Below are 23,505 nucleotides of genomic sequence, written 5' to 3'. Positions count from 1 at the left end.
CCGTTGCTCTACGTCATTTTATCCTGGTGAAAGCGTCCGTCATGATCTTTTCGCCGATCTTCTCGCCATATCTGGCGATGGTGTCGTCGACCGCCGGATCTGTCAGCTGTGAGGCAGGGATGTTGCAGTTGTCGATTGCAAGCTGGACGATGATGCTGCCGTAGCTCGTCGCTTCGGCTCTCAGCTTTTCGCTGTCGTCCTGAAGGGCGCTGATCATCAGTCGCTTCATCGCATCAATGTGATTTTGGGCCGTCTTGGCGACGAGGCATTCGGTAAGCGCAGCCGAGTCGACCTGCTGCGCCGCCGAAGGCATGGGCCAGACGAGAACGGAAGCGGCGGCAAGACCGCAGGCTGCCATGACGGCGCTGCCGTAAACCGATTTTCCCATGCCGCTTCCCGCCTCTGAGCTGATCGCGACGCCCGTCTCGACCTCCTTTACTGCAGAGCCTCTAGGCACATTGCAACGCCCATGCCGCCGCCGATGCAGAGCGTCGCGAGCCCCTTTTTCGCGCCGCGCCGCTTCATTTCGTAGACCAGCGTGTTGAGGATGCGGGCACCCGATGCGCCGATCGGATGGCCGATGGCGATAGCGCCGCCATTGACGTTCACGATCTCGGGGTTCCAGCCCAGTTCCTTGTTCACCGCGCAGGCCTGAGCGGCGAACGCCTCGTTTGCTTCGACCAGATCGAGGTCGCCAACCTTCCAGCCCGCTTTCTCCAGAGCCTTGCGCGAGGCCGGGATCGGGCCGGTGCCCATGATCTGCGGATCGACCCCGGCCGTCGCCCAGGAGGCGATGCGCACCAGCGGCTTCAACCCGCGGCGGACTGCCTCCTCTTCCGTCATGAGCACGACCGCCGCGGCGCCGTCGTTGATGCCGGAGGCGTTGCCGGCCGTCACCGTCCCCTCCTTGTCGAAAGCGGGCCTGAGCTTCTGCATGGCCTCGATCGTGGCGCCATGACGGATGTATTCGTCCTGGTCGACGACGACGTCGTCCTTGCGCCCCCTGACGGTCACCGGCACGATTTCATCCTTGAACTTGCCGGCCTTCTGCGCTGCCTCCGCCTTGTTCTGCGACGCGAGCGCGAATTCGTCCTGCGCTTCGCGGGTGATCTGGAACTGGCGGGCGACGTTCTCCGCCGTGATGCCCATGTGGTAGCCGTTGAAGGCGTCCCAGAGCCCGTCCTTGATCATAGTGTCGATGAGCTTCAGGTCCCCCATTTTCGTCCCGGAGCGCAGATGCTGGCAGTGCGGCGAGAGCGACATCGATTCCTGCCCGCCCGCCACGATGACCTTGGCGTCGCCAGTCGCGATCTGCTGCATGCCCAGCGCAATTGCGCGCAGGCCCGAACCGCAGACCTGGTTTATGCCCCAGGCGGTCGTTTCCTTGGGAAGGCCGGCGCCGATCGAAGCTTGTCGCGCCGGGTTCTGGCCCTGGCCGGCAGTGAGCACCTGGCCGAGGATCACCTCCTCCACCTCGGCGGCCTCAACGCCCGCGCGCGCAAGCACTTCCTTGATGACGACCGCACCGAGCTCATGCGCCGGCGTATTGGCGAAGGAGCCGCTGAAGGAGCCGACCGGCGTGCGCGCGGCACTTGCTACGACAATTGCTTTGGAAATGGACATCGTGGTCTCCAGGGATGCGGGTAAGACACCCCTATATAAGGAGTGTCTGGTAGATGTTTCTTGCCCGTTCCACGACTTGAGTCAAATCGAAGATCAGGGGCAGGAAAGCAGGATAACGGCTTTCGCGCTACACAAGAACGCGAAATAGCGTGATCTGCGCCATGGTCGGGCTTGCCGCACTGCACAATTCACTTTCAATTGCAGCGATTTTGCGCATATCCTCACGAAACGGCACTATTCGTTACCGGCCGCTTACGCAAAAGCCGAGGTCCTGGGAGGATACTGGATGCCTGCAAAAGACGAACCGGTCGTCATAAAAAAATACGCCAACCGCCGCCTCTACAATACGGGAACGAGCACGTATGTGACGCTCGAGGATCTCGCCGAGATGGTGAAGAAGGGGGAGGATTTCAGCGTACAGGACGCCAAGACCGGCGAGGATATCACCCACTCGGTGCTTACCCAGATCATCTTCGAGCTCGAGAACAAGGATGGGCAGAACATGCTGCCCATATCGTTCCTGCGCCAGCTGATCTCTTTCTATGGCGACCAGATGCAGATGATCGTGCCGAGCTTCCTCGAGCAGTCGATGATCGCCTTTTCAAAAGAACAGGAGCGATTCCGCGAACAGCTGAAGGCAAGCATCGGCAAGTCGCCGATGGAGATGATGAAGATCGCGACTCCGATGAAGGCGATCGAGGATCAGGCGCGCCGCAATATCGAGATGTTCCAGAACGCCATGCGCCTTTTCACGCCGTTCCCGAATGCGCCCCAGGGTTCAGAGCCTGAGCAGCCCAAGACCAACGAAAAATCCGACGAGCTCAAGGAACTGAAGGCGCAGATCGCTGCCATGCAGCGCAAAATCGATTCGATGGGGTGAAAAGTAAGGCAGTAGGGCAATAAGGCAGTAGGGGTTTAGAGCAAATCTCCTCAGTCGTCGGCGGCGGTAAGAAATGACTTGCAGGTACAAGCCGGCATGGACCATTTCTACTGCCCTACTGCCCTACTGCCTACCATCCCGCCGCCAATCCGTCCTTCCTCGGATCCGAGCCCCCGATCAGAAAACCGCTGTTACGGTCGATGACGATCATCTGGCTGCCACCGTGCGGACGCGCGGCATCGCGAAGCTGATGCCCTTTGTCGATCAGATCGCCGCGCACGCCTTCGGATGTGCCGGGCTCGGCCTCAAGCACGCCGTCGTCGCCCCAGAACAAGCGCGGGTGGTCGATAGCTTCCTGGGGGTCCATGCCGTGAACCACAAGGTTCGAGAAGACGTGGACGTGGCCCGCGGGCTGGAAGGCTCCGCCCATCACGCCGAAGGAAACTGCCGCGGCCCCGTCCTTCAATGCCATGGCCGGGATGATGGTGTGCATGGGGCGCTTGCCGGGACCGATCTCGTTCGGGTGGCCCTTGGCCAGCGAGAAGCAGGCGCCGCGGTTCTGCAATGCAATACCGGAGACCGGGGTGACGATCATCGAGCCGAAAGCGTCGTAGGTGGAGTTGATGAAGGACACTGCGCGCCGCTCGCGATCGACCACGGTCAGGTAGATCGTATCCGAGTTGGGGATTGCCGGCAGCGTCACGTCGGGATTGCGGCGGCGGCGATCGATCCGGCCTGCGAGTTGTTCGATGAAACGGTCAGACAGAAGTTCGGCCGGAGACACGACCATGGTCGCCGGATCGGCAACCATGTGGTCGCGCACCGCATAGGCGAGCCGTCCGGCTTCGATCTCGAGATGGTAGCGCTCGGCGCTATCCGGATCGGAAGCAGGCTCGAGCATGGACAGGAGCCGGAACATGATCAGCGCCGTGATGCCCTGGCCGTTCGGCGGGATTTCGAGCACTTCGTGACCGGCGAAGCGCGCCGACACCGGCTCGACCCAGTCGGCCGAGGCGGCGGCGAGGTCGGCCTCGGTGAGGAAGCCGCCACGCTTCTGGACGGTTGCGGCAATCTCGCGGGCGATGGCGCCTTCGTAGAAGATTTGCGAGCCGTCGCGGGCGATCGACCTCAACGTCGCCGCCATCGCTGGCTGGCGATGGCGCGAGCCGATGGCAGGCGCGCGTCCATCAACCAGATAATGCAGCCTGCCGCCCTCGTCGGCGGCAAGCGCCGCGGCATGGCGCGCCCAGTCCCAGCCGACCCGCGGATGAACCGGAAAGCCGTGCTCCGCAAACCGGATAGCATCGGCAAAGAGAGCCTCGAAGGGCATTGTGCCGAGCCGGGCAAGCAGCGTCTCCCAGGCCTTGATCGCGCCAGGCACTGTGATCGGATGCGGCCCGCTCTCTGGAATTTCCCGGAAGCCCCGGGCACGATACCAGTCCGCATCGACGGCAGCCGCGGCGCGGCCCGAGCCGTTCAGCCCGTGGATGCTCCCGTCCGGCTCCGTCACGATCGCAAAGCAGTCGCCGCCGATCCCTGTCATATGCGGCTCGACCACGCAGAGCGTCGCTGACGCTGCAATCGCCGCATCGACGGCATTGCCGCCCCGCTTCAATATGTCGATCGCCGTCATCGTGGCGAGGGGATGCGAGGTCGCCGCCATCCCGTTCTCGGCATAGACGGGCGAACGGCCTGGTTGATCGAAACGGCGCATCTTTTCCCCGCGGGTCGCTTATCCTTGCGATGTTAAAGGAAATTTCACGCCACGCCAGATGTGAGCGGGTGCGTTCGAGTTGGATCGCGACGCCGCTCACGTCTTTGTTTGGACTGTCGAAGACCACTGCGCGTTTCCGGTCCGATGCGCCCGGCCCCGAGCGCTCGCCCCGGCATGGCGCCTGCGCCGGTGGCTAGCCCTCGATGCTGACGTCGCGCTCGGCGGCGCGCAGCGAAACCGAGAAGCCCGCCAGAACGTCGACAAGGGCGATGACCATCAACGTGAAGAACACCGAGTGCGCTGCATCCTTGACCAGCAGGAACTCGACCAAAAACGCGATGAAGACGAAAGTCGAGAGCAGATGATCGAGGATCGACGCGCGGGCCGCACGGGTGGATTTTATGACCTCGACGAAGAGCAGCACCAAGGCCAGCACAATCAGCGCGTCGCCAAGCGTCATGGTGAAGACGCCGCCCGACATCATCTGGAAGGAGAAGAGTTCCTCCCTCCACGGAGTGCCGCCGACTTCGCCGATCACGCCGGTGATGCCGATATTGTATAGGATGAAAGGGATGATAAGGAGCGGAATGCTGCCGAGCATCGTGTTGATCCGGTTTGCGGCAGTTCTGGCGGGGAACGAAAAAGACCGGCACATGGCCGGCCTCATCGTATTTCCCTATCGATCGAAGGCGCGGCTCAGCGCTCCTTCGGCTCCAGCACCTGACGACCGCGGTACATTCCGGTCTTCAGGTCGATATGATGAGGGCGACGCATCTCGCCGGAATTCTTGTCCTCGACGTAGGATGGCGCCTTCAGCGCGTCGGCCGAGCGGCGCATGCCGCGCTTCGCCGGGGAAGTCTTTCGTTTTGGCACTGCCATGGGATTGCTCCACTCGAACAACGGTCAAAAGCCCGGCATGCCCTGGCTCGAAGGGCCTGTCATCCCGGACCATGGTCTGAAAGTGGGCGTGCCTATACACGCTCGCCTGGCTTTTGACCAGCGTCGCCGCCCAAATTTTTTGCGGCAGCGACGCTTCCTAGAGCGGCTGACGCCCGGATAAATCCGGGCTGCCGCTCTATCTGTTTGTTTTTGCCGCATTTGTGCAACGCCAAGTGATTCCACTTGGCTGCAAAATGCTCTAGTCCAGGCACTTCACATGGCCCTCGCCGAGAGCGGCACGCCTTTGGATGATCGAGGCCAGCCTTCGCAGGCCGGGGCCGGGATGCGCGGGGTCGCGATCGATCGGGTTTGGCAGTGTCACGGCCAGCAGCGCGGCCTGGCGGGTGGAGAGTGATTTCGCCGATTTGCCGAAATGAAATTGTGCGGCTGCTTCGATGCCGTAGACGTTCGGCCCCCACTCGGCGATGTTCAGATAGATCTCGATGATCCGCCTCTTCGAGAGCACCGCGTCGAAATAGACGGCCAGCGGCAGCTCCAGCACCTTGCGGACGGTGCCCAGCGGGCGTTGCCAGAGATACAGGTTCTTCACCGTCTGCATGGTGATGGTCGACGCTCCGCGCGTCAGCTCGCCGGCAAGCGCATCGTCGATGACCCCGTTGAGCTCGCCCCAGTCGATGCCGCGATGGTAGCAGAACTGGCCGTCCTCCGACATGACTACCGACTTCACCAGCACCGGAGCGACATCGTCGAGTGAGACCCAACGCCGATCATAGCCGGTAAACGTGACGAGATTTTTCATCATCAGCGTGGATATCGGGTGCACGAAGGAGGGCGCATAGACGAATGTAAGCACGGCGGGAATCGCGCCCAGCACGATGAGGCCGAGAAAGATGCGGCGGAACCAGAATCGAGCCCCGGCGCGGCTGATGCCCCTCTTCCTACCCGGCATGGCCGGACTTTCCACCTCTGGCTCTGCGATCGGCTCGGTCAACGCGCCATGCACCCCCTGTCACCGCTCCTCCCCGTTGGCATAGACGCGCGGAAGGCCTTGTGCAACGGAATGAATACCTCCAGTGAGCAAGTCGGTTTGATTTTGACAAGTCCTGAACGGTGGTCGCCTCGCAACTCGAACTCCTGTATGCCATGCTTGCATGCGGCAAGGAGGCTATGATGGCAGGTGATACGGCCCGAAGCGCAACCATTGTGGGTCTCAATCACGATTTGAGGAGGAAACGTTCCTTCGTGCTGCTCGAATGGGACGACGATGCGGAGAAGCATCTGTCGCTTCCGGTTCCCTTCGGATGCAGCCTCGAAAATCTTCCGGGGGAGGCAGAAAAGGCGGTGCGTGAGGTGTCCGCGGAAACTGCCGCACTGAAAATTCACGCCGCAGATTGATTGTCGGCAGATGTACGAGCTCGACAGTCCAGATTTCGAGACGGTGCTCGCCGGGTGCGCGGCGAAGGTGGGAGCGCTGCTCGATCGGCTGCTAGACGAGCGCGTCCGGGACGGCGAGATCGCGCGCCCGGCAGGCTTGCTCGCAGCAATGCGCCACGGCGTGCTCAACGGCGGCAAGAGGCTCAGGCCCTTCCTTGTGATGGAGAGCGCCGCGCTCTTCGACGTCGATCCGGCAGATGCGCTGACGATAGCTGCAGCGCTTGAATGCGTGCACTGCTATTCGCTGATCCATGACGACCTGCCGGCGATGGACGACGACGACCTGCGCCGCGGCCAGCCGACGGTCCACAAGGCTTTCGACGAGGCGACCGCCATCTTGGCGGGCGACGCACTTCTGACTTACGCCTTCGATCTCCTGGCTACCGGGGAGAGCCGAATCCCGGCTGCGGCACGGCTGGAGCTCGTCGCCGGACTTGCCAGGGCCGCAGGCATCGGCGGGATGGCGGGCGGCCAGGCGCTGGACTTGGCGGCGGAGAAATCGCAGCCGGACGAGGCTGGCATCATCACATTGCAGGCAATGAAGACCGGCGCCTTGATCCGCTACGCCTGTGAGGCGGGCGCGATCGCCGGCGGCGCCGAGATCGCCGATCGTGAGCGGCTCGCCGAATTCGGCAGCGCGATCGGGCTTGCCTTCCAGCTTGCCGACGACCTGCTGGACCTCTCGGCCGATGCCGTAACCATGGGCAAGGCGACCGGCAAGGACGCTGCGGCCGGCAAGGCGACGCTTGCCGCACTGCACGGCGCCGATTGGGCAAAACGCCAGCTTTTCGGTCTGGTCGAGCAGGCACAGGCGCTGCTCGAACCATATGGCGAGCGCGCCTTCATGCTGCGTGCGGCAGCCGCATTCGTCGCCGATCGCAGGCGATGATTGTTTGTTGACGGCAAAAGTACTCTTTGCCGCCCGGCTGAACGGAATATTAATGCAAATAACGCGTAATCCGCCCCGGTAAAAAGCGTTCGAGTGTCCGGGGTGCACGCGTGCCGAACTATGCTCTTTTCATCCGTTCCATACGGATACGATATCTTTCGGGCATTCTGATCTTTGCGCTGGCCTCGTGTGCCATCATCTTTGCGCTCAACAAGGCGAATAGCTATCGGCACAGCATCGACGCGTTCGGCGCGGAGCTTATGCAGCTCATGCGCGACTTGAAGGCAGCCGCGAGCTTTGCCGAGCAGACCACGCATATCTGGTCGCCTGAAACCAGCGCCGAGCTCGGCGCGGCGGCGCGTGGTCATGCCGAACGTCTCGATGCCGAAATATGGGAGATGGAAGCGACGCTCGGCGCGCTCAGGCCGAGGCTCTCGAAGGTCGCCATCACCGAGATCGACGCCTCGTCGGTCAATGGCGACCTGTTCTGGTCGGCACGTGACATCATCAGCAATCTAGGCGTGCTCGCGCGCGCGGCGAAGGTTGATGAGTGGAGCGTGCGCCAGATCCACAACCAGAACGATCTGTTCGCGCAGCCGATGCTGATCCGCGCCCGCACAGCGATCGAAAACGAACGCCACAAGGCCGAGGCGTATAGCGACCGGCTGCTCGCCTGGGCAAGCGGGCTCATCATCGTCGCGCTGGGCGGCGTCGCCGTCTGGGTGTTCCGGCCGATGGAGAAGGCGATCCGCCGTGCCTTCGAGGAATGTGCGGCGCTTCTGGTGAAGGCTGAGGCCGCCGACCGCGCCAAGTCCGAATTCCTCGCCAATATGAGCCACGAGATCCGCACGCCTATGAACGGCGTGCTCGGAATGGCGGAGCTGCTCGCCAAGACCGAGCTCAGCCCCCGGCAAAGGACATTCACCGAGGTCATCGTGAAGTCGGGCAACGCGCTGCTCACGATCATCAACGATATTCTGGACTTCTCGAAGATAAATGCCGGCCAGCTTACCCTCGATCCCCACCCGTTCCGTCTCGACGAGGCGGTCGAGGACGTGGCGACGCTGGTGTCAGCCCGAATTGCGGAGAAGAATCTCGAGCTCATCGTCCGCGTCGACCCGCGCCTGCCGCATCATATGGTGGGAGATGTCGGCCGCTTCCGGCAGATCATCACCAATCTGCTCGGCAATGCCGTCAAGTTCACCGAAAAAGGCCATGTGCTGGTCGACGTATCCGGGACGGTGCAGGACGACGTCGCGCATCTCAATGTCCGGGTCGAGGACACAGGCATCGGCATTCCAGCGGACAAGCTGAAGAGCGTGTTCGAAAAGTTCGCGCAGGTCGATTCCTCTTCGACCCGCCGCCATGAGGGAACCGGACTGGGGCTCGCCATCGCGGCGCGGCTCGTCGACATGATGGGCGGCAAGATCGGGGTCGAAAGCGAAGTCGGCCACGGCTCGGTCTTCTGGTTCACAGTGCCGCTTCCGGTTCACGACGCGAGCGCCGACGAGCACATCGTTCCTATCGACGTGACCGGCGCGCGAGTGCTCGTCATCGATGACAACCAGGTCAATCGCGAGATCCTGCTCGAACAGCTCAGAAGCTGGGGCTTCGACTGTGCGGCAGCTGAGAGTGGCGCGATCGGGCTTGCCTTCCTCGATCATGCCGCCAAGCTTGGCGCGCGAGTCGACTGCGTCATCCTGGACTATCAGATGCCCGGCATGAACGGCGCGGACGTCGCCAAAGCAATGTCGTCGGACAGGCACATGGCCGGCATTCCAATCGTGCTTTTGACCTCCGTCGATCAGATCGATTTCGGCCGCATGGTCATCGACTACGGCATTTCTGCGCATCTGACGAAGCCGGCGCGCTCCTCGGCTCTGCTCGGCACCGTGATCGCGGTGATCCAGAAGACGCGCTCGCAAGTGCTTCGGGCCAATGGCTCCGGCCGACCTGCACCGGAGCCGGCCAATTCGGCAGTCACCGTGCTGCGCCCGCCGCCGGCCGTTGCCGCGGCGGCTGCCGAGATGCGCGATCAGCAGCCGGCACAGCAGAGCGCTTCCCTCGATATACTGATTGCCGAGGACAATGAGGTGAACCAGCTCGTCTTCGGCCAGATCCTGAACGGGCTCGGGCTTAGCTACAAGATCGCCAGCAATGGCCGCACCGCGGTCGAGATGTATCGCTCGATGAAGCCGAAGCTCATCCTGATGGACGTTTCCATGCCGGAGATGAACGGCTACGAGGCGGCCCGTGCCATCCGCACGATCGAGGGCACCACAGGTGCGCACACGCCAATCGTAGGCGTCACAGCCCATGCGCTGAAGGGCGATCGCGAGAAGTGCATAGAGGCCGGGATGGACGACTACCTGCCGAAGCCGGTCTCGCCCGACCGCCTCGGCGCCAAGATCGGCACCTGGCTCAGCGAGAACGCGCTGGCCAAGACGGCATAAGGATCGGGTCCGGGGACAGTTTACTTTTTTCCGCAGAAGGGCTGCTGTCGTCAGGGAGTCCGCGCGAGCGGAAAAAAAGCAAACTGTCCCCAGCGCCAACCCTCCGGTAGCTACCCCTGCCGCCTCGCCATGAAAGCCAGGCGCTCGAAGAGGTGCACGTCCTGCTCGTTCTTCAAAAGCGCGCCGTGCAGCTTCGGCAGTGCGTTCTTGGGATCGCCCCGCAGGTCGGCCGGATCGACGTCGTCGACCACCAGCAGCCTGATCCAGTCGAGCACTTCGGACGTCGACGGTCTCTTTTTCAGCCCGGGCACTTCACGGATCTCGTAGAACTGCGTGAGGGCGGCGCGCACCAGCTCTCGCTTGATGCCGGGATAATGGACCTCGACGATCCTGGTCAGCGTTTCGACATCGGGAAAACGTATGTAGTGGAAGAAGGAGCGGCGCAGGAATGCGTCAGGCAGCTCCTTCTCATTGTTCGAGGTGATGATGACGATCGGCCGGTGCGCGGCACGGATCGTCTCGCCGGTCTCGTAGACGAAGAACTCCATGCGGTCGAGCTCCTGCAGGAGGTCGTTCGGGAACTCGATGTCGGCCTTGTCGATCTCGTCGATCAGGAGCACCATCTTCCTGTCGGAGGTGAAGGCGTCCCACAGCTTGCCACGCTTGATGTAGTTCTTGATGTCGTTGAAGCGCGCGTCGCCGAGCTGGCTGTCGCGCAGCCGGGACACCGCATCATATTCATAAAGGCCCTGCTGCGCCTTGGTCGTCGATTTCACATTCCATTCGATGAGGTCGAGCCCGAGTGCGAGCGCGACCTGCCGGGCAAGCTCAGTTTTGCCAGTGCCAGGCTCGCCCTTCACCAGCAGCGGCCGTTCCAGCGCGATCGCCGCGTTGACGGCCACCATCAAATCTTTGTCGGCGACATAGGCCGGCGTACCTTCGAAGCGCATGCGATTCCTAATCGGGTATAGAGCGACAGAAATCAACAATCGGACGCGGTCAAATGGATGGCGGGACGCCGCTCGGCCGACTATATTGTCATTGGCGGTCTGCGCTTCGCGACAGGAGAGACATTTCCCCGGGGCCTTATCGATCTCGAAGGGAGCTGTCCCTGGCCGGACCCGTGGGTTCGGACACACGGCGCCCACCTACTTTGTAGGTTCCCGGGATCGACTTCTCCATCGGTCGTCGTGGATCGCCGCTTTCCCACCTATTGATGAGAGAACCCATCCGTCGCAGCGAGGATTGCTTCAGCGAGCCCCGAGGCACGTGAGTCGTGCCCGGCTTCGTCGATCGCCACCAGCAGGCAGGCGGGCCATCGCCTGCAAAGCTTTCGGGCCGTGACCAGTGGACCGCTGATTTCCGGCTTCCTTGCCCGCAAGGGTCGGTTTGGGGATAACGTCTGGGCGCCGTGGCTCCGTATGAGTTTCCGGGTTCGGCTACGGTCGGCGATATCGAATCGGTTGCGGTGAGTGAGGGCGATGGAAGGGGACTCCAGGACGTTGAAGAAGGAGCTGCGTCGCGAAGCACTTGCGCGCCGCGATGCGCTCGACGAGAGGTGGCGCATCGAGGCCTCGCTCGGCATGGTAGAGGCAGCGGAGAAGATCACTGTCGAACCCGGCGAGATCGTTTCGGGCTTCTGGCCGATGCGGTCCGAGGTCGACATCCGGCCACTCATGTTTGCGCTCAATGAGAAAGGCGCGCGGCTCTGCGTGCCGGCAATCCTCGACAAGACGACGATGGTCTTTCGCGAGCTCGTCCGCGGCGCGCCGATGGTCGAGATGGGCTTCGGCACGAGGGGTCCAGGCGCGGAGGCGGAGGTGCTCGATCCCTCGCTGATGCTCGTGCCGCTGGCCGCCTTCGACCGGCGTGGCCACAGAATAGGTTATGGCGCCGGCTATTACGACCGAGCCATCGCCAGGCTGCAGGATGCCGGCCGCGCACCGCGCCTTGTCGGCATTGCCTTCGATTGCCAGGAAGTGCCGCTGGTGCCGAACGAATGGCACGATGTAATAATCCCGGAAATCCTGACCGAAAGCGGGCTGCGGAGGTTCGGGCCGCAAATCTGATGGCTGCACCGCGGATCAGCCGAGATCTGCGATCTCGCCCCACGGCAGCTCCTTCAGCGCGCAACCAGGTGAAGCGATAACGCCCAATAGCGGCCGTTCGGTCGGATGCAAGCCGGCATAGGTGAGCAGGCGACGCCGATTTTCGTCAAAGAAGGTCTTCCAAACCGGCTGGGTGGAAAACACCTTGTCGTCGAAGACGAATGCCACCTGCTCGCCAGGGCGGGCAAGACTGGCAAGCACGTCTCGGTGCCATCCGGTGGGGGATACCTGTGTTACCTTCAGGCTGCAGCCGGCTTTCATGGCAGGTAGCATGGCAGGATCGATGTCCGGCAATGGCGCGCCGACGGCAAAGCCCTGATGCTGGAGAAAGGTCACAACCGGTGCCTCCCATTGGCTTGGCACGGCCGCCGGGGTAGCCTGGGGAGCGAAGGCGATCTTGATGGCGAGCGTCAATGCCAGCGCCAAGGTGATGCCTGCCTCAGTTGGATGCAGCGACGGCATGCCGTCCCCCGCGTGTCGCACCCCAGAGACAGATCGCCAAGGTAACGGCAAAAATGAGCCAGCCCAGGATCAGGTTGCCAGCCTCTCCGTGGAGGAGCGCGTAATTGTCGTGAGATAGCCCGGTGAGCACCTGACGCATGACATTGATGACGATCACAGACACCACTGCCAGAACACAGTAGCGCGTGGCAGGATTCGGGCGCCCGAGCGCTTGCGTCACCAGTACCCAGCAGAGCAGGGCGAGCGAGACATTGGCAAGCGAGGAGCATGGCGGGGCGATGTAGAAGTAGCCCCAACCGTCGGCGAAAGCGATTGCGTTGCCGGAACGGCCGGTGCCGAGGATCAGCCCCACCAGAACCGCATCGAAGCGCAGGATGGTGTCGCTCATCAGCAGAAACAGCATTCGGCTCCAGAACATCGGCACCGTCAGCGCAAGCAGGATCCAGGCGCCGCGCCGGGAAGCCGAGCCGGGTGGCGACGTGAGGGCGATATAGATGCTCAATCCCGACAGGCCGAGCCAGGAGAGCGGCGGCGCAGGCGCCAGAAAGGTTGCGAATGCCAGGCCGGCCGCGAGCATGTCGTTAGGTGAGGCTGCCTGCTCCCGCTGGCGAACAAGCATATAGACAGATGCAAAAAGGGCGATCCACACGACCGCGCCGATGTCGAAGGCGTGGAGAAAGGAGCGACCCGGGTCCTCGCGAAGCGCCCAGATGACCCGGTGCGAGATACCGTTCGCGTAGCCGATAAGCGCCAGCCCTGCGAAGAGCCTTCCCCGCTCGATCGGCCCCACTCGGCTGGCGGCGCGTTGTTGCATTTGCGCCGCCGTGTTTGCTGCAACTGGACCTGACATGAGTGCGCAACCTTCCCTGGCGCCTCCATCCGATGGCAGAGCGCAGACGGCCGAGACGTGACTCGGTCTCAGTCGGGCTTGCGGAAGCGGCGTATGGCCGCGTAGATGGCCGCGCCTGCGACACCGATGGCGATCAGCCCGGCCCCTGCGATCGGAGCCGGCGTCGATGCCGAGCCGCCGCCGGGCGATCCTGGTATCACTCCCAACGCTGCTGCCGGCAATGTGAATCCCGCCAGGCAAATTGCGATTGCGATATGAAGTTTCAAGGAGCGCAGCTTCTTCATTTTATTGTCCCAAGCTCTGGTAAACACTGAGCTTATTTAACAATCTATGGTCGCAGGACTCAAATGAGATGAGGGTGTAGCCACCTAATCAAATAAGGGTAGATCTGGAGCTACTGTACTCAATTGAAAGTTGGAGAAATTGCACCCTCGGTCGGGACGGACTCAATGCCGGTCCGCGGCGGTTCGGTACCCGGCTGCTTGACGGCACGTCTTGGGGCTGAAAGAAGTCTCTTTCGCGACACGGATCCTGAATGAGACTTCTATTTCTTGGCGATATGGTCGGGCGCTCTGGCCGTTCGGCGGTGTGGGAAAAGCTCCCCGGCCTGATCTCGGATTTCAGGCTCGATTTCGTGATCGTCAACGGCGAGAACGCCGCGGGCGGATTCGGCATCACCGAGGAAATCTTTCGCGAGACCATTTCTGCAGGGGCCGACGTGGTGACGACGGGCAACCATGTCTGGGACCAGCGCGAGGCGCTCGAGTTTGCGCAACGCACCGACCGATTTCTCAGGCCCGCCAACTATCCGAAAGGCACGCCGGGCCGCGGCTCCGGTGTCTACCAGGCCCGGAACGGGGCGCGCGTCTTCGTATCCAACATCATGGGACGCGTTTTCATGATGCCGGAGCTCGACGACCCTTTCCAGAGCGTCGAGGCGGAGCTGGCGGCCTGCCCGCTGGGCGAGCAGGCCGATGCCGTCGTCATCGACTTTCACGCAGAGGCGACCTCCGAGAAGATGTGCTTCGCACATTTCGTCGATGGCCGCGCGAGCCTCGTCGTCGGCACGCATACGCATCAGCCTACGGCCGATCACCAGATCCTCAACGCCGGCACGGCCTATATTTCCGACGCCGGGATGTGCGGCGACTATGATTCCTCGCTCGGGATGGACAAGGAGGAGCCGCTCAACCGCTTCCTTTCGAAGGTGCCAAAGGGCCGCTTCGAAGCGGCTGGCGGGCCTGCCACGATTTGCGGGGTGGGGGTGGACATCTCCGACAGAACAGGACTCGCCGACAGGATCGCGCCGCTGCGCCTGGGGCCGCGGCTCGAAGAAACTGTGCCGGCCTTCTGGAGTTGACGTTGACGTGCGGCAGGGCGCTTCCTAACTCTGCGTCACGCTCAACTCATTGAGCAGACAGCGGGAGCGAAATGCAGATCATAGAATTCCTGGCGCCGCATTTCGCCTGGCTGAGCAATCCGACGGCGTGGGTGGCGCTGCTGACGCTGGTCGTCATGGAAGTCGTGCTCGGCATCGACAACCTGATCTTCATCTCGATCCTCACCAACAAGCTGCCGCTGCATCAGCAGAAGACGGCGCGCCGGCTCGGCATCAGCGCCGCGCTCGTGCTGCGGCTCATCCTGCTCGCCACGATCTCCTTCATCGTACAGCTCACCGAGCCGGTCTTCACCGCTTTCGGCCACGGCTTTTCGTGGCGCGACCTCATCCTGATCGCCGGCGGCCTGTTCCTGGTCTGGAAAGCGACGCGCGAGATCCATCACAACGTTGACCCCGATAGCGATGAAGCCGACCCGCTTGGTCAGGTCGTGAAGATGTCGATAGGCGCCGCGATCTTCCAGATCCTGCTGCTCGACATCGTCTTCTCGATCGATTCGATCATCACCGCTGTCGGCATGACCGAAGAGATCGCCATCATGTACATCGCCGTCATCGTTGCCGTGACGGCGATGCTTGTTGCAGCCGAACCGCTGTCGCGCTTCATTGCAAGCAACCCGTCGATCGTCATGCTGGCACTGAGCTTCCTCCTGATGATCGGCATGACGCTGATCGCCGACGGAATGGGCTATCACGTGCCGAGGGGCTACATCTACGCGGCTATGGGCTTCTCCGCACTGGTCGAGCTGCTCAACATGCTGGCGCGAAGGCGGCGGAAGGGCGGGGAGAGCGGCGAGAGCCGTTAACCCCAGGTAACTAGCTCTCCGGAAGTCCCTTGGGGTGGCGGTCGCGGACCAGGCCGAGCTCGAGGCCGTGCTCCAACCATGCTTTCGCGCCGGCCAGCACCAGCGAAAAACCGCCGGTCGAGTCGAGGGCGTCCCTCACGCGCTGGTCCGCGGTGCCGGAAAAGCCGTAATTGCGGATGTCGACGAAGGTTGCGCCTTCCGGCATGGGGATGAAGGTCCAAACGACGGTTGTCGGAGGGTCGCTCCACTCGATGACAATCTCCCTGTTCCGGACGAGCGCTTGCACGCGGACCGTTGTCGAAACCTCGTACATCCGCCATTCCCAGCGGACCTCACGGCCGGCATCCAGCCGACCGCTGCCGTGAGTGAACCAGAATCTCGACGTGATCGCCGGGTCGATGAAAGCCTCGTAGACTTCCTCGACGGGCCGGCGGATCAGCATTCCGGCTGTGGCGATGGGGGTCTCCTTCACCTCCATTTTTTCCTCTTTGCGCTCTCTATTTCAGCTCGAGTTGCCCCAGGTTGAGCTGCCACGAGACACCGAACCTGTCGTTCAGCCAGGCGAAGCGGCGGCTGAACCCGTAGTTGTCGGGAGGCATGAGAACCCCGCCTCCCTTTCCGATGGCCGCAACGATCGCCTCGAACTCCTGCTCGGACCGGCAGGTGACGAAGAGCGAGAATGAGGGTGTGAAGGTGAATGCGTGCTCTACCGGACTGTCGATGCACATCACTTCAAGACCGCCGATCGAAGTCCGCGCCATCTTCACGGAGCCTTCCTTGCCAGGTCCTTCGGTTCCGTAGCGCTGCAGCTCGATGATCCGGCTGTCCGGGATGATCTGACAGTAGAAGTTCAGCGCCTCTTCGGCCCTGCCCTGAAACATCAGAAACGGCGTGACAAGTGTCTGCATCTTGGCCCCTTAGAGGTTGTCTTCCCGGGCGGGTTCGCCTTTCAACTCGCTGCGGTAGTAACCGTCGCGAAGGTTGATGCCGTGTTCGAGATAGGCCTTCATGCAGGCGAGCATTTGCGACCATCCTTCGCAGTTCAGGTAGGATCGCTTCCGCCCGGCCTCGTCCTCGCGCCAGCCCTCTTCGGCGATGGTGACGAAGGTGGCGCCATCCTCCAGGGGCTCGAAATTCATCTCGATCCTGGTCCTGTAGGATGGCTTCGCATCGGCGCCGCCGCCGTCCCAGCGCAGCACGATGCGCCTTTGCGGCACGACCTCGTCGACCTCAACGGGGATGTCGCCCCACCAAGTCACCGTGGTCCCGGCCACAAGCGGCGCGCTGGCACCTTTGATCGTCGTGAAATAGCCGCTGAGCTTCGTCGGGTTGACGACAGCGTCGAAAACGTCGGCCACGGGCTTGGCGATGCGGCCGGAAACCTTGAAACCGAGCGACATATCAACAGCTCCTCCTTGCTTGCAGCACCATGATGTTATAAAAACATAACATGTCAAGCCGAACCGAGGACGACAGTGTTTTCAAGGCATTGGCTCACCCGCGTCGGCGCCAGATACTCGATCTTCTGAAAGACGGGCCAAAGACGACGGGGGCCCTGTGCGAGACCTTCGACGACATGGACCGGTGCACGGTGATGCTGCATCTGAAGGTCCTGGAGGAGGCCGAGCTCGTGGTGCCGCGCCGCGAGGGGCGCGAACGCTGGAATCACCTGAACGCGCTGCCGATCAAGCAAATCCACGACCGCTGGATCAGCGAGTACGCGACCCACGCGATGACAATCCTTGACAGGCTGAAAGCCGATCTCGAAAAGCCGGCGTGAAGCGAATTCGCTGCCGGCAAGTTTGCCCGGCAGTCCGTCCCTGACACGACGCAGACAGAGAACTCATCGCAGGGCGGGAAGGGGTCCATGACGAAGAGAACCGTCGTTCTCGCGGCGATGGCGGCTTTGGCCGCTGCGATCTATGTCAACAATACGTCGCTCATCTCTGGGAGGGCACCCGGCCGGCCGATGCTGCTCGCCCACCGTGGGCTTGCCCAGGATTTCAGCCGCGAAGGGCTGACGGGCGATAGCTGCACCGCCGCGCGCATGCTGCCGCCGCGGCACGCTTACCTGGAGAACACGATCGCTTCGATGGAAGCCGCCTTTTCGCTCAGCGCCGACGCCATCGAGCTCGACGTGCACCCGACCACCGACGGCCAGTTCGCGGTCTTCCACGACTGGACGCTCGACTGCCGCACCAACGGCAAGGGCGTCACGCGCGAGCACGACCTAGCCTATCTCAAGACGCTCGATATCGGCTACGGCTACACGGCCGATGACGGCGCCACCTTTCCTTTCCGAGGCAAAGGGGTCGGGCTGATGCCGAGCCTCGACGAGGTGCTGGCGCATTTCCCCGGCCGCCGCTTCCACATCAATATAAAGAGCAGCGATCCTGCCGAAGGCGAGGCACTCGCCGGGTTTCTCGACGGCCTCGAGCCGCGGGAAAGGGCGCGGCTCACCGTCTATGGCGGCGACGCGCCGATTGCGGCGGTCGAGCAGAAGCTGCCAGACATGCGCAGCTTCAGCAGCGGCTCCTTGAAGAAATGCGCCTTGGCCTACATCGCTGCCGGCTGGTCCGGTTATGTGCCGGAGGCATGTCGAAAGACGACGCTGCTCGTGCCCGTGAATATCGCGCCGTGGTTTTGGGGCTGGCCGAACAGGTTCCTCGATCGAATGGACGCGGCGGGCACACAGGTCTTTCTTCTCGGGCCCTATCACGGCGGCTTCTCGGAAGGGCTGAACGATCCCACTGAGATCGAGCAGTTGCCGGCCGGCTATTCAGGCGGCATCTCGACCGACGCGCTCGATGTCGTTGCGCCTGTGCTCCAACGGCGCGGCGTGAACTGAGTTGCTCACACTCCGTCGAGCACGACGATCGTCGGCTGGCTCGGCAATGTCCTCGCCGATATCTTGAGCGAGCGGTCCGCTCGGAAGTCGACGCTATAGCCCTTGCCCATCCGCGCAGTGAACTCGCCGATCGGCGTGGACTGGCGGTGCATAGGCAGCACCATCGAAGAATGGAGCCTGTTCGTTATCTCGCTCATTGCGTCGAGTGAGAGCGTAAGGCCGCCGTCGATAGGCACCATAGTAATGTCGAGCCGGCCGATCGCTGCGTATTGAGCGTCGGTCAGTCGAACGTGCAAGTGGCCGAGATGGCCGATGCACAGATTGGCTACCTCGAAGATGAAGATCGAGTTGCCGTCCTTCTCCATGCCTCCGCCTGGGCTGCGAATGTCGGTCGTCACGTTGCGGATGTAGACGTCATCAACGACAAGCCTGTGCCTGGCCCGCCCGCCATCGGGATTCCAGCCGCGCAGCACATATTCGATCCGCGGGTCGGGAGACGGCGTGTAGTGCGTGCGGTGCGCCTTGTTCATGGTCACGACGCGTGGCAGCGGGTCGTTGCCATATACACCGGAATAGTCGGTCGCGATCCGCACGCCAGCCGGAGTGTCGATCACATAAGTCGAGTGTCCGGCATAGGTGATGGTTACCTCGCCATCGGCGTCTGCCTCGGCCGGCGTGAACTTCGCGTAAGTGACGTTGGGCAGGGCCTTTGCGATCTCCGTGCATTTGCTGGGAACGGGATCGTCCTCGTCGGCACGCGCCACGGCCGCCGGTAGAAGGAAAAGGAGAAAGGCGGCGCAGACGGCGATTACGGCGGAAAGGCGCATGGCGGCTCCGTCGGCGGGAGGTCGGGGAGGGCGGTCGCGCGAGCAGTATGATCATCAACGCCCCGCGCCGCGTAGTCACGATTGCGCGAGGCATGCAGCTAGAGCAGGAGCAACTGGATCGAAATCGTCCATCACGCGCTAACTATTTGTTTTGCTGAATGATCTCATCCGAAAGGTATGCAACTTTCGGGATCATGCCGTGGCCGCTGCTGGACCTTTTTCGCAGGAATCTCTATAAAGCGCGCCATTTCCGACAGCTGAACAAGCATCAAAGGGGCTACATGGCCGGCCATTCACAGTTCAAGAACATCATGCACCGCAAGGGCCGCCAGGATGCGGTCAAGTCGAAGATGTTTTCGAAACTCGCGCGCGAGATCACGGTCTCGGCGAAGATGGGCGTACCCGATCCCGACATGAACCCGCGACTGAGGCTCGCCATCCAGGCCGCCAAGGCTCAGTCCATGCCCAAGGACAATATCCAGCGCGCTATCAACAAGGCGGCCGGCGCCGATACGGAGAACTATGAGGAAGTGCGTTACGAGGGCTACGGCCCCGGCGGCGTCGCGCTGATCGTCGAGGCGCTCACCGATAACCGAAACCGCTCCGCCTCGAACGTGCGCGCTGCCTTCACCAAGGCTGGCGGAGCGCTCGGCGAAACGGGCTCGGTTTCCTTCATGTGGGACCGCGTCGGCGAGATTTTCTATCCGCCGACGGCCGGCGACGCCGATAAGGTAATGGAGGCGGCGATCGAGGCCGGCGCCGACGACGTGGAGTCGGACGAGGAAGGCCATACGATCTATTGCGCTTTCGAATCCATCGGCGAGGTATCCAAGGCGCTGGAGGCCGCGCTCGGCGAGGCCGAGTCGGTCAAGATCATATGGAAGCCGAAGAATACCGTGCCGGTCGACGAAGAGCGGGCGCAATCGCTGATGAAGCTGGTCTCGACCCTTGAAGAGGATGACGACGTGCAGAACGTCTACGCCAATTTCGAGGTGGACGAGGCCACCATGGCGAAACTCAGCGCCGCCTGAGCCGCCGCATGACGGACGCCAAGCCGCGCATCGTCATCACCTACTGCACGCAGTGCAATTGGCTGTTGCGCGCCGGCTGGATGGCACAGGAGCTTCTCTCCACCTTCGGTACCGATCTCGGCGAGGTGACGCTGGTGCCAGGCTCCGGGGGCATCTTCACCATCGCCTGTGATGAACACCTCATCTGGGAGCGCAAGCGCGATAGCGGCGTCCCCGACGCTGCCAAGCTCAAGCAGTTGGTGCGGGACGTGATCGACCCCGAGCGCGATCTCGGCCACGTGGACCACAGCAGACCCGCAACAAAAAACCCCGCCTGAAGCGGGGTTTTTTTTTAGAACCCTGGATGGGCTGAATTTCTTTGCCGCATGATCTTATCCGAAAAGTCTGCAACTTATTGCTGCGCTGACCTTCGGTTCGGGATCATGCTCAGATGCCGAGACCCTCGTAGCGCTTCTTGAACTTCGACAGGCGTCCGCCACGGTCGAGAAGCTGCTGCTGGCCGCCGGTCCAAGCCGGGTGGGTGGACGGGTCGATGTCGAGGTTCAGCGTATCGCCTTCCTTGCCGTAAGTCGAACGCGTCAGATATTCGGTGCCGTCTGTCATGACGATCTTGATCGTGTGGTAGTCGGGATGGATGTCGGCTTTCATCAGTCGGTTCCTGAGATGGTCTCGGGCCGCCATGCCGGCAGCGCCGAACTGGCCTGCGGCGTTGCGCCCACTTTGAAACTCCAAAGCCGCAGCTATGACAGGCCGCAGCTTCAAAAACGGTCGGCGAGCCTATACATCAGCCGAAATTGAAGCACAAGGCCGTGAACCGGGCATTTCTCCGGTGAGAAAGGGCAGTGCGATGAGCGAAGCGAGAGCGGAAGGAGCAGCCCGCGTGGCGAGGCTGACGCCGCTGCGCAACCTCTTCCCTTATGTGCTCCGCTACCGGGGCAAGGTCGCAGCCGCGCTCTTCTTTCTCAGCCTCGCCGCGGCGACGACGCTGGCCTTGCCGGTTGCCGTGCGCCGCATGATCGATCACGGCTTCTCCAATTCCGACTCCGCCTTTATCGCCAATTATTTCTCCATGCTGGTGGCGATCGCCGGGCTGCTCGCGGTCGCCTCCGCATGCCGCTACTACTACGTCATCATGCTCGGCGAGCGTGTGGTGGCCGACATTCGGCGCGACGTCTTCACGCATGTGACGGAGCTTTCGCCGGCTTTTTTCGATACGGCGCAGTCGGGCGAGATCGTTTCCAGGCTTACGGCCGATACGACGCAGGTCAAGGTCGCCGTCGGCGCCACCGCTTCGGTTGCGCTGCGCAACCTGATCCTTGCGCTGGGCGCCGTGGTGATGATGGTCTTCACGAGTCCGAAGCTCTCCGGGCTGGTGATTGTGGCGATCCCGCTGATCGTGCTGCCGCTGGTAGCGTTCGGCCGCTCGGTCAGGCGCAAGTCCCGCATCGCGCAGGACACGCTCGCCGATGCAACCGCCTATGCCAGCGAGCAGATCGGTGCGGTGCGCACGCTCCAGGCCTTCACCAATGAAAGCCTCGTGACCAGCCGCTTCTCGCGCGCAGTCGAGGCTGCGTTCGGGGCCGCGCGGTCCTCGGCGCTGGCGCGCGCGTTTCTCACCTTCGTTGCGATTTTCATCATCTTCACCTCGATCGTGGGTGTGCTATGGTTCGGCTCGCGCGACGTGCTGTCCGGGGCGATCACGGCAGGCACGCTCAGCCAGTTCGTGATCTATGCGGTGATGGCCGCCAGCGCGCTCGGCTCGTTGTCCGAAGTCTGGGGGGACCTCAGTCAGGCGGCTGGCGCATCCGAACGCATAACCGAGCTTCTCGCGGAGCAACCGGCAATCGCCGCGCCGCCAGTCGCGAAGCCATTGCCCGAGCGCCGCATCGGCTCGGTCTCGTTCGATGATGTCAGCTTCGTCTATCCGGCGCGTCCCGACCGGTCGGCACTCGACCGCCTGAGCTTCGCCGTAAAGCCCGGCGAGACCGTCGCCATTGTCGGGCCGTCAGGCGCGGGCAAGAGCACGATCTTCTCGCTGATCCTGCGCTTCTACGACCCGCTCTCCGGCACCGTGCGTATCGACGGCGTCAATGTCAGGGAGGCCGATCCCAGGCAAGTGCGGGGGCGGGTCGCCATCGTACCCCAGGACGTGACGATCTTCGCCGCGAGCGCGCGCGACAATATCGGATTCGGACGTCCCGGCGCCACCGATGCCGAGATCGAGGCGGCGGCCAGGGCAGCCCATGCCGACGAATTCATCCGCAGGCTGCCGGACGGCTACGCCACTCAGCTCGGCGAGCGCGGCGTGACGCTGTCGGGCGGCCAGCGGCAGCGGATCGCGATTGCCCGCGCGATCCTGCGCGAGGCGCCGATCCTGCTGCTCGACGAGGCGACCTCGGCGCTCGACGCCGAAAGCGAGACGCTGGTTCAGACGGCACTTGGTGAGCTTGTGCGCGGCCGCACGACGCTGATCATCGCGCACCGGTTGGCGACAGTGCTCAAGGCCGACCGAATCCTCGTCATGGATCACGGCCGCATCGTCGAGGAAGGCACGCATCAGAGCCTCGTGCGCCAGAACGGCGTCTACGCACGGCTCGCCAAGCTGCAGTTCGAGACAGGCGCGAGTGCATTTCAAGGGGCGGCGGAGTAGGGGGGGCCGCGACGTCAGTGCGCTTGCTTTGAGGCTGTTTCACAGGGAAGCGGGCGGTCGACTCCGGAGCGCCGGCATTCTCTGCCGGAGACGCTTCCACCCTTCTGCTTTTAGGTTGACGCAGGCTTCATGTCGCAAATCCATTTGGACGGGGGGCGGAGTAACAGCGGCTTCAAGTTTGACCGTTGGCGCCGCCCCTCATCTGCCTGCCGGCACCTTCTCCCCGTAGAACGGGGAGAAGGAGGACTGCCGTTTTGATTTCGCCAATCGCCGACGTTGCAGAACGAGCGCCTTCATTGCGGCCGGCGTCCTTCTCCCCGTTTACGGGGAGAAGTGCCCGGCAGGGCGATGAGGGGCGGCGCCAACGATCAAAACCTACCATCGCCGCTATCACAGGATAAAGGTGGGAGGTCTGCGTCGACCCACCAGCAGAGCGCTTAGCGACTACCGTCTATTGGCCTCGTCGCGGTCGAACTTCCAGCAATCGGGCAGCGGCCTGCGCAGCTCGCGGACGCGATTGATCGCCTGCTTGCGATCTTTGTCCACCCCACCTTCAGATTCCGCGCTTGCCTTGTTGAGAGGCTGCTGCCGCGATGTCAGTTGCCCCTCACGCCTCGCCGCAGTCATGTTCAAC

General features: G+C 62.6%; 28 protein-coding genes and 1 other RNA gene. 13 read left to right on the top strand and 16 right to left on the bottom strand.

The genetic code is table 11. The features are described from left to right. Window positions 1-13: 13 nt before the first annotated feature. Window positions 14-388 (bottom strand): hypothetical protein, encoded by a 375-nt coding sequence (locus tag SAZ10_RS09295; RefSeq protein ID WP_318608919.1) that lies wholly within the window; start codon window positions 386-388, stop codon window positions 14-16. A 47-nt stretch (window positions 389-435) separates the two neighbouring features. Then, window positions 436-1,623: an acetyl-CoA C-acetyltransferase gene (locus SAZ10_RS09290; protein WP_318608918.1), complete on the bottom strand. Its 1,188-nt coding sequence runs from the start codon at window positions 1,621-1,623 to the stop codon at window positions 436-438. A 286-nt stretch (window positions 1,624-1,909) separates the two neighbouring features. Between SAZ10_RS09290 and phaR the strand changes: the two genes are divergently transcribed. Then, window positions 1,910-2,503 (top strand): polyhydroxyalkanoate synthesis repressor PhaR, encoded by a 594-nt coding sequence (gene phaR, locus SAZ10_RS09285; protein ID WP_318608917.1) that lies wholly within the window; start codon window positions 1,910-1,912, stop codon window positions 2,501-2,503. Between the two features lie 130 nt (window positions 2,504-2,633). Here phaR and SAZ10_RS09280 read toward each other — a convergent pair whose 3' ends face one another. The 4 genes from SAZ10_RS09280 to SAZ10_RS09265 form a co-directional block, all read right to left on the bottom strand. Next, on the bottom strand, window positions 2,634-4,217 hold the full coding sequence (locus SAZ10_RS09280) for a gamma-glutamyltransferase family protein (RefSeq protein WP_318608916.1): 1,584 nt from the start codon (window positions 4,215-4,217) through the stop codon (window positions 2,634-2,636). A gap of 193 nt (window positions 4,218-4,410) precedes the next feature. Continuing rightward, a complete protein-coding gene (locus tag SAZ10_RS09275) occupies window positions 4,411-4,818 on the bottom strand; it encodes a hypothetical protein (protein ID WP_318608915.1) in 408 nt (135 codons plus the stop codon). Window positions 4,819-4,913: 95 nt separating this feature from the next. Continuing rightward, window positions 4,914-5,096 (bottom strand): 50S ribosomal protein L32, encoded by a 183-nt coding sequence (gene rpmF, locus SAZ10_RS09270; protein ID WP_318608914.1) that lies wholly within the window; start codon window positions 5,094-5,096, stop codon window positions 4,914-4,916. Window positions 5,097-5,355: 259 nt separating this feature from the next. Continuing rightward, window positions 5,356-6,066 carry a transglycosylase domain-containing protein gene (locus SAZ10_RS09265; RefSeq protein ID WP_318608913.1) on the bottom strand — a complete coding sequence of 237 codons (711 nt, stop codon included), beginning with the start codon at window positions 6,064-6,066 and terminating at the stop codon, window positions 5,356-5,358. Window positions 6,067-6,227: 161 nt separating this feature from the next. Between SAZ10_RS09265 and SAZ10_RS09260 the strand changes: the two genes are divergently transcribed. The 3 genes from SAZ10_RS09260 (at window position 6,228) to SAZ10_RS09250 (ending at window position 9,893) form a co-directional block, all read left to right on the top strand. After that, a complete protein-coding gene (locus tag SAZ10_RS09260; protein WP_318608912.1) occupies window positions 6,228-6,512 on the top strand; it encodes a hypothetical protein in 285 nt (94 codons plus the stop codon). Window positions 6,513-6,522: 10 nt separating this feature from the next. Then, complete coding sequence (locus tag SAZ10_RS09255) at window positions 6,523-7,440, top strand: farnesyl diphosphate synthase (RefSeq protein ID WP_318608911.1); 918 nt, start codon at window positions 6,523-6,525, stop codon at window positions 7,438-7,440. Between the two features lie 110 nt (window positions 7,441-7,550). Next, the gene (locus SAZ10_RS09250) at window positions 7,551-9,893 is read left to right on the top strand and encodes a response regulator (RefSeq protein WP_318608910.1); all 2,343 of its coding nucleotides are present in this window, start codon (window positions 7,551-7,553) and stop codon (window positions 9,891-9,893) included. A 110-nt stretch (window positions 9,894-10,003) separates the two neighbouring features. Here the strand turns inward: SAZ10_RS09250 and SAZ10_RS09245 are convergent, their stop codons facing one another. After that, a complete protein-coding gene (locus tag SAZ10_RS09245; RefSeq protein ID WP_318608909.1) occupies window positions 10,004-10,843 on the bottom strand; it encodes a MoxR family ATPase in 840 nt (279 codons plus the stop codon). 93 nt (window positions 10,844-10,936) lie between these two features. Between SAZ10_RS09245 and ssrS the strand changes: the two genes are divergently transcribed. Both ssrS and SAZ10_RS09235 read left to right on the top strand, forming a co-directional pair. Continuing rightward, window positions 10,937-11,094, top strand: a non-coding RNA gene (gene ssrS / locus SAZ10_RS09240) — 6S RNA. Window positions 11,095-11,374: 280 nt separating this feature from the next. Then, entirely contained in the window at window positions 11,375-11,962 is a 588-nt protein-coding gene (locus SAZ10_RS09235; protein ID WP_318608908.1) for a 5-formyltetrahydrofolate cyclo-ligase, read from the top strand. Window positions 11,963-11,977: 15 nt separating this feature from the next. Here the strand turns inward: SAZ10_RS09235 and SAZ10_RS09230 are convergent, their stop codons facing one another. The 3 genes from SAZ10_RS09230 to SAZ10_RS09220 all read right to left on the bottom strand — a co-directional run bounded on the left by SAZ10_RS09230 (window position 11,978) and on the right by SAZ10_RS09220 (window position 13,597). Further along, window positions 11,978-12,463 (bottom strand): hypothetical protein, encoded by a 486-nt coding sequence (locus SAZ10_RS09230; RefSeq protein WP_318608907.1) that lies wholly within the window; start codon window positions 12,461-12,463, stop codon window positions 11,978-11,980. Continuing rightward, window positions 12,441-13,277 carry a hypothetical protein gene (locus SAZ10_RS09225; protein WP_318608906.1) on the bottom strand — a complete coding sequence of 279 codons (837 nt, stop codon included), beginning with the start codon at window positions 13,275-13,277 and terminating at the stop codon, window positions 12,441-12,443. Before SAZ10_RS09225 ends, SAZ10_RS09230 begins: the two co-directional genes overlap by 23 nt. A gap of 104 nt (window positions 13,278-13,381) precedes the next feature. After that, window positions 13,382-13,597: a hypothetical protein gene (locus tag SAZ10_RS09220; RefSeq protein ID WP_318608905.1), complete on the bottom strand. Its 216-nt coding sequence runs from the start codon at window positions 13,595-13,597 to the stop codon at window positions 13,382-13,384. 251 nt (window positions 13,598-13,848) lie between these two features. On the opposite strand from SAZ10_RS09220, the gene SAZ10_RS09215 reads away from it, so the two are divergent. Together SAZ10_RS09215 and SAZ10_RS09210 are read left to right on the top strand one after the other, a co-directional pair. Then, window positions 13,849-14,673 (top strand): TIGR00282 family metallophosphoesterase, encoded by an 825-nt coding sequence (locus SAZ10_RS09215; protein ID WP_318608904.1) that lies wholly within the window; start codon window positions 13,849-13,851, stop codon window positions 14,671-14,673. 71 nt (window positions 14,674-14,744) lie between these two features. After that, on the top strand, window positions 14,745-15,515 hold the full coding sequence (locus SAZ10_RS09210) for a TerC family protein (protein WP_318608903.1): 771 nt from the start codon (window positions 14,745-14,747) through the stop codon (window positions 15,513-15,515). A 10-nt stretch (window positions 15,516-15,525) separates the two neighbouring features. Here SAZ10_RS09210 and SAZ10_RS09205 read toward each other — a convergent pair whose 3' ends face one another. From SAZ10_RS09205 to SAZ10_RS09195, 3 genes are read right to left on the bottom strand one after another with little or no spacing between them, the layout of a single operon-like run. Next, complete coding sequence (locus SAZ10_RS09205) at window positions 15,526-15,993, bottom strand: SRPBCC family protein (RefSeq protein WP_318608902.1); 468 nt, start codon at window positions 15,991-15,993, stop codon at window positions 15,526-15,528. A gap of 19 nt (window positions 15,994-16,012) precedes the next feature. After that, window positions 16,013-16,423 carry a VOC family protein gene (locus SAZ10_RS09200; RefSeq protein ID WP_318608901.1) on the bottom strand — a complete coding sequence of 137 codons (411 nt, stop codon included), beginning with the start codon at window positions 16,421-16,423 and terminating at the stop codon, window positions 16,013-16,015. A 9-nt stretch (window positions 16,424-16,432) separates the two neighbouring features. Further along, window positions 16,433-16,915: an SRPBCC domain-containing protein gene (locus SAZ10_RS09195; protein ID WP_318608900.1), complete on the bottom strand. Its 483-nt coding sequence runs from the start codon at window positions 16,913-16,915 to the stop codon at window positions 16,433-16,435. A 50-nt stretch (window positions 16,916-16,965) separates the two neighbouring features. On the opposite strand from SAZ10_RS09195, the gene SAZ10_RS09190 reads away from it, so the two are divergent. Together SAZ10_RS09190 and SAZ10_RS09185 are read left to right on the top strand one after the other, a co-directional pair. Next, a complete protein-coding gene (locus SAZ10_RS09190; protein WP_318608899.1) occupies window positions 16,966-17,295 on the top strand; it encodes a metalloregulator ArsR/SmtB family transcription factor in 330 nt (109 codons plus the stop codon). A gap of 87 nt (window positions 17,296-17,382) precedes the next feature. After that, window positions 17,383-18,363: a glycerophosphodiester phosphodiesterase family protein gene (locus SAZ10_RS09185; RefSeq protein WP_318608898.1), complete on the top strand. Its 981-nt coding sequence runs from the start codon at window positions 17,383-17,385 to the stop codon at window positions 18,361-18,363. A gap of 5 nt (window positions 18,364-18,368) precedes the next feature. Here SAZ10_RS09185 and SAZ10_RS09180 read toward each other — a convergent pair whose 3' ends face one another. After that, a complete protein-coding gene (locus tag SAZ10_RS09180; protein WP_318608897.1) occupies window positions 18,369-19,190 on the bottom strand; it encodes an MBL fold metallo-hydrolase in 822 nt (273 codons plus the stop codon). A gap of 281 nt (window positions 19,191-19,471) precedes the next feature. On the opposite strand from SAZ10_RS09180, the gene SAZ10_RS09175 reads away from it, so the two are divergent. Together SAZ10_RS09175 and SAZ10_RS09170 are read left to right on the top strand one after the other, a co-directional pair. Further along, window positions 19,472-20,221: a YebC/PmpR family DNA-binding transcriptional regulator gene (locus tag SAZ10_RS09175; RefSeq protein ID WP_318608896.1), complete on the top strand. Its 750-nt coding sequence runs from the start codon at window positions 19,472-19,474 to the stop codon at window positions 20,219-20,221. A gap of 8 nt (window positions 20,222-20,229) precedes the next feature. Further along, on the top strand, window positions 20,230-20,538 hold the full coding sequence (locus tag SAZ10_RS09170) for a SelT/SelW/SelH family protein (protein WP_318608895.1): 309 nt from the start codon (window positions 20,230-20,232) through the stop codon (window positions 20,536-20,538). Between the two features lie 109 nt (window positions 20,539-20,647). Here the strand turns inward: SAZ10_RS09170 and rpmE are convergent, their stop codons facing one another. Continuing rightward, complete coding sequence (rpmE, locus tag SAZ10_RS09165) at window positions 20,648-20,869, bottom strand: 50S ribosomal protein L31 (protein WP_318608894.1); 222 nt, start codon at window positions 20,867-20,869, stop codon at window positions 20,648-20,650. A 199-nt stretch (window positions 20,870-21,068) separates the two neighbouring features. On the opposite strand from rpmE, the gene SAZ10_RS09160 reads away from it, so the two are divergent. After that, window positions 21,069-22,871 carry an ABC transporter transmembrane domain-containing protein gene (locus SAZ10_RS09160; protein WP_318608893.1) on the top strand — a complete coding sequence of 601 codons (1,803 nt, stop codon included), beginning with the start codon at window positions 21,069-21,071 and terminating at the stop codon, window positions 22,869-22,871. Window positions 22,872-23,315: 444 nt separating this feature from the next. On the opposite strand, the gene SAZ10_RS09155 is transcribed toward SAZ10_RS09160, so the two are convergent. Next, window positions 23,316-23,498 (bottom strand): hypothetical protein, encoded by a 183-nt coding sequence (locus SAZ10_RS09155; protein ID WP_318608892.1) that lies wholly within the window; start codon window positions 23,496-23,498, stop codon window positions 23,316-23,318. Window positions 23,499-23,505: the final 7 nt, after the last annotated feature.

The organism is Mesorhizobium sp. BAC0120, assembly GCF_033542235.1.
Taxonomy (GTDB): domain Bacteria; phylum Pseudomonadota; class Alphaproteobacteria; order Rhizobiales; family Rhizobiaceae; genus JAWRCU01.
This window is presented reverse-complemented; position numbering and strand designations above follow the sequence as displayed.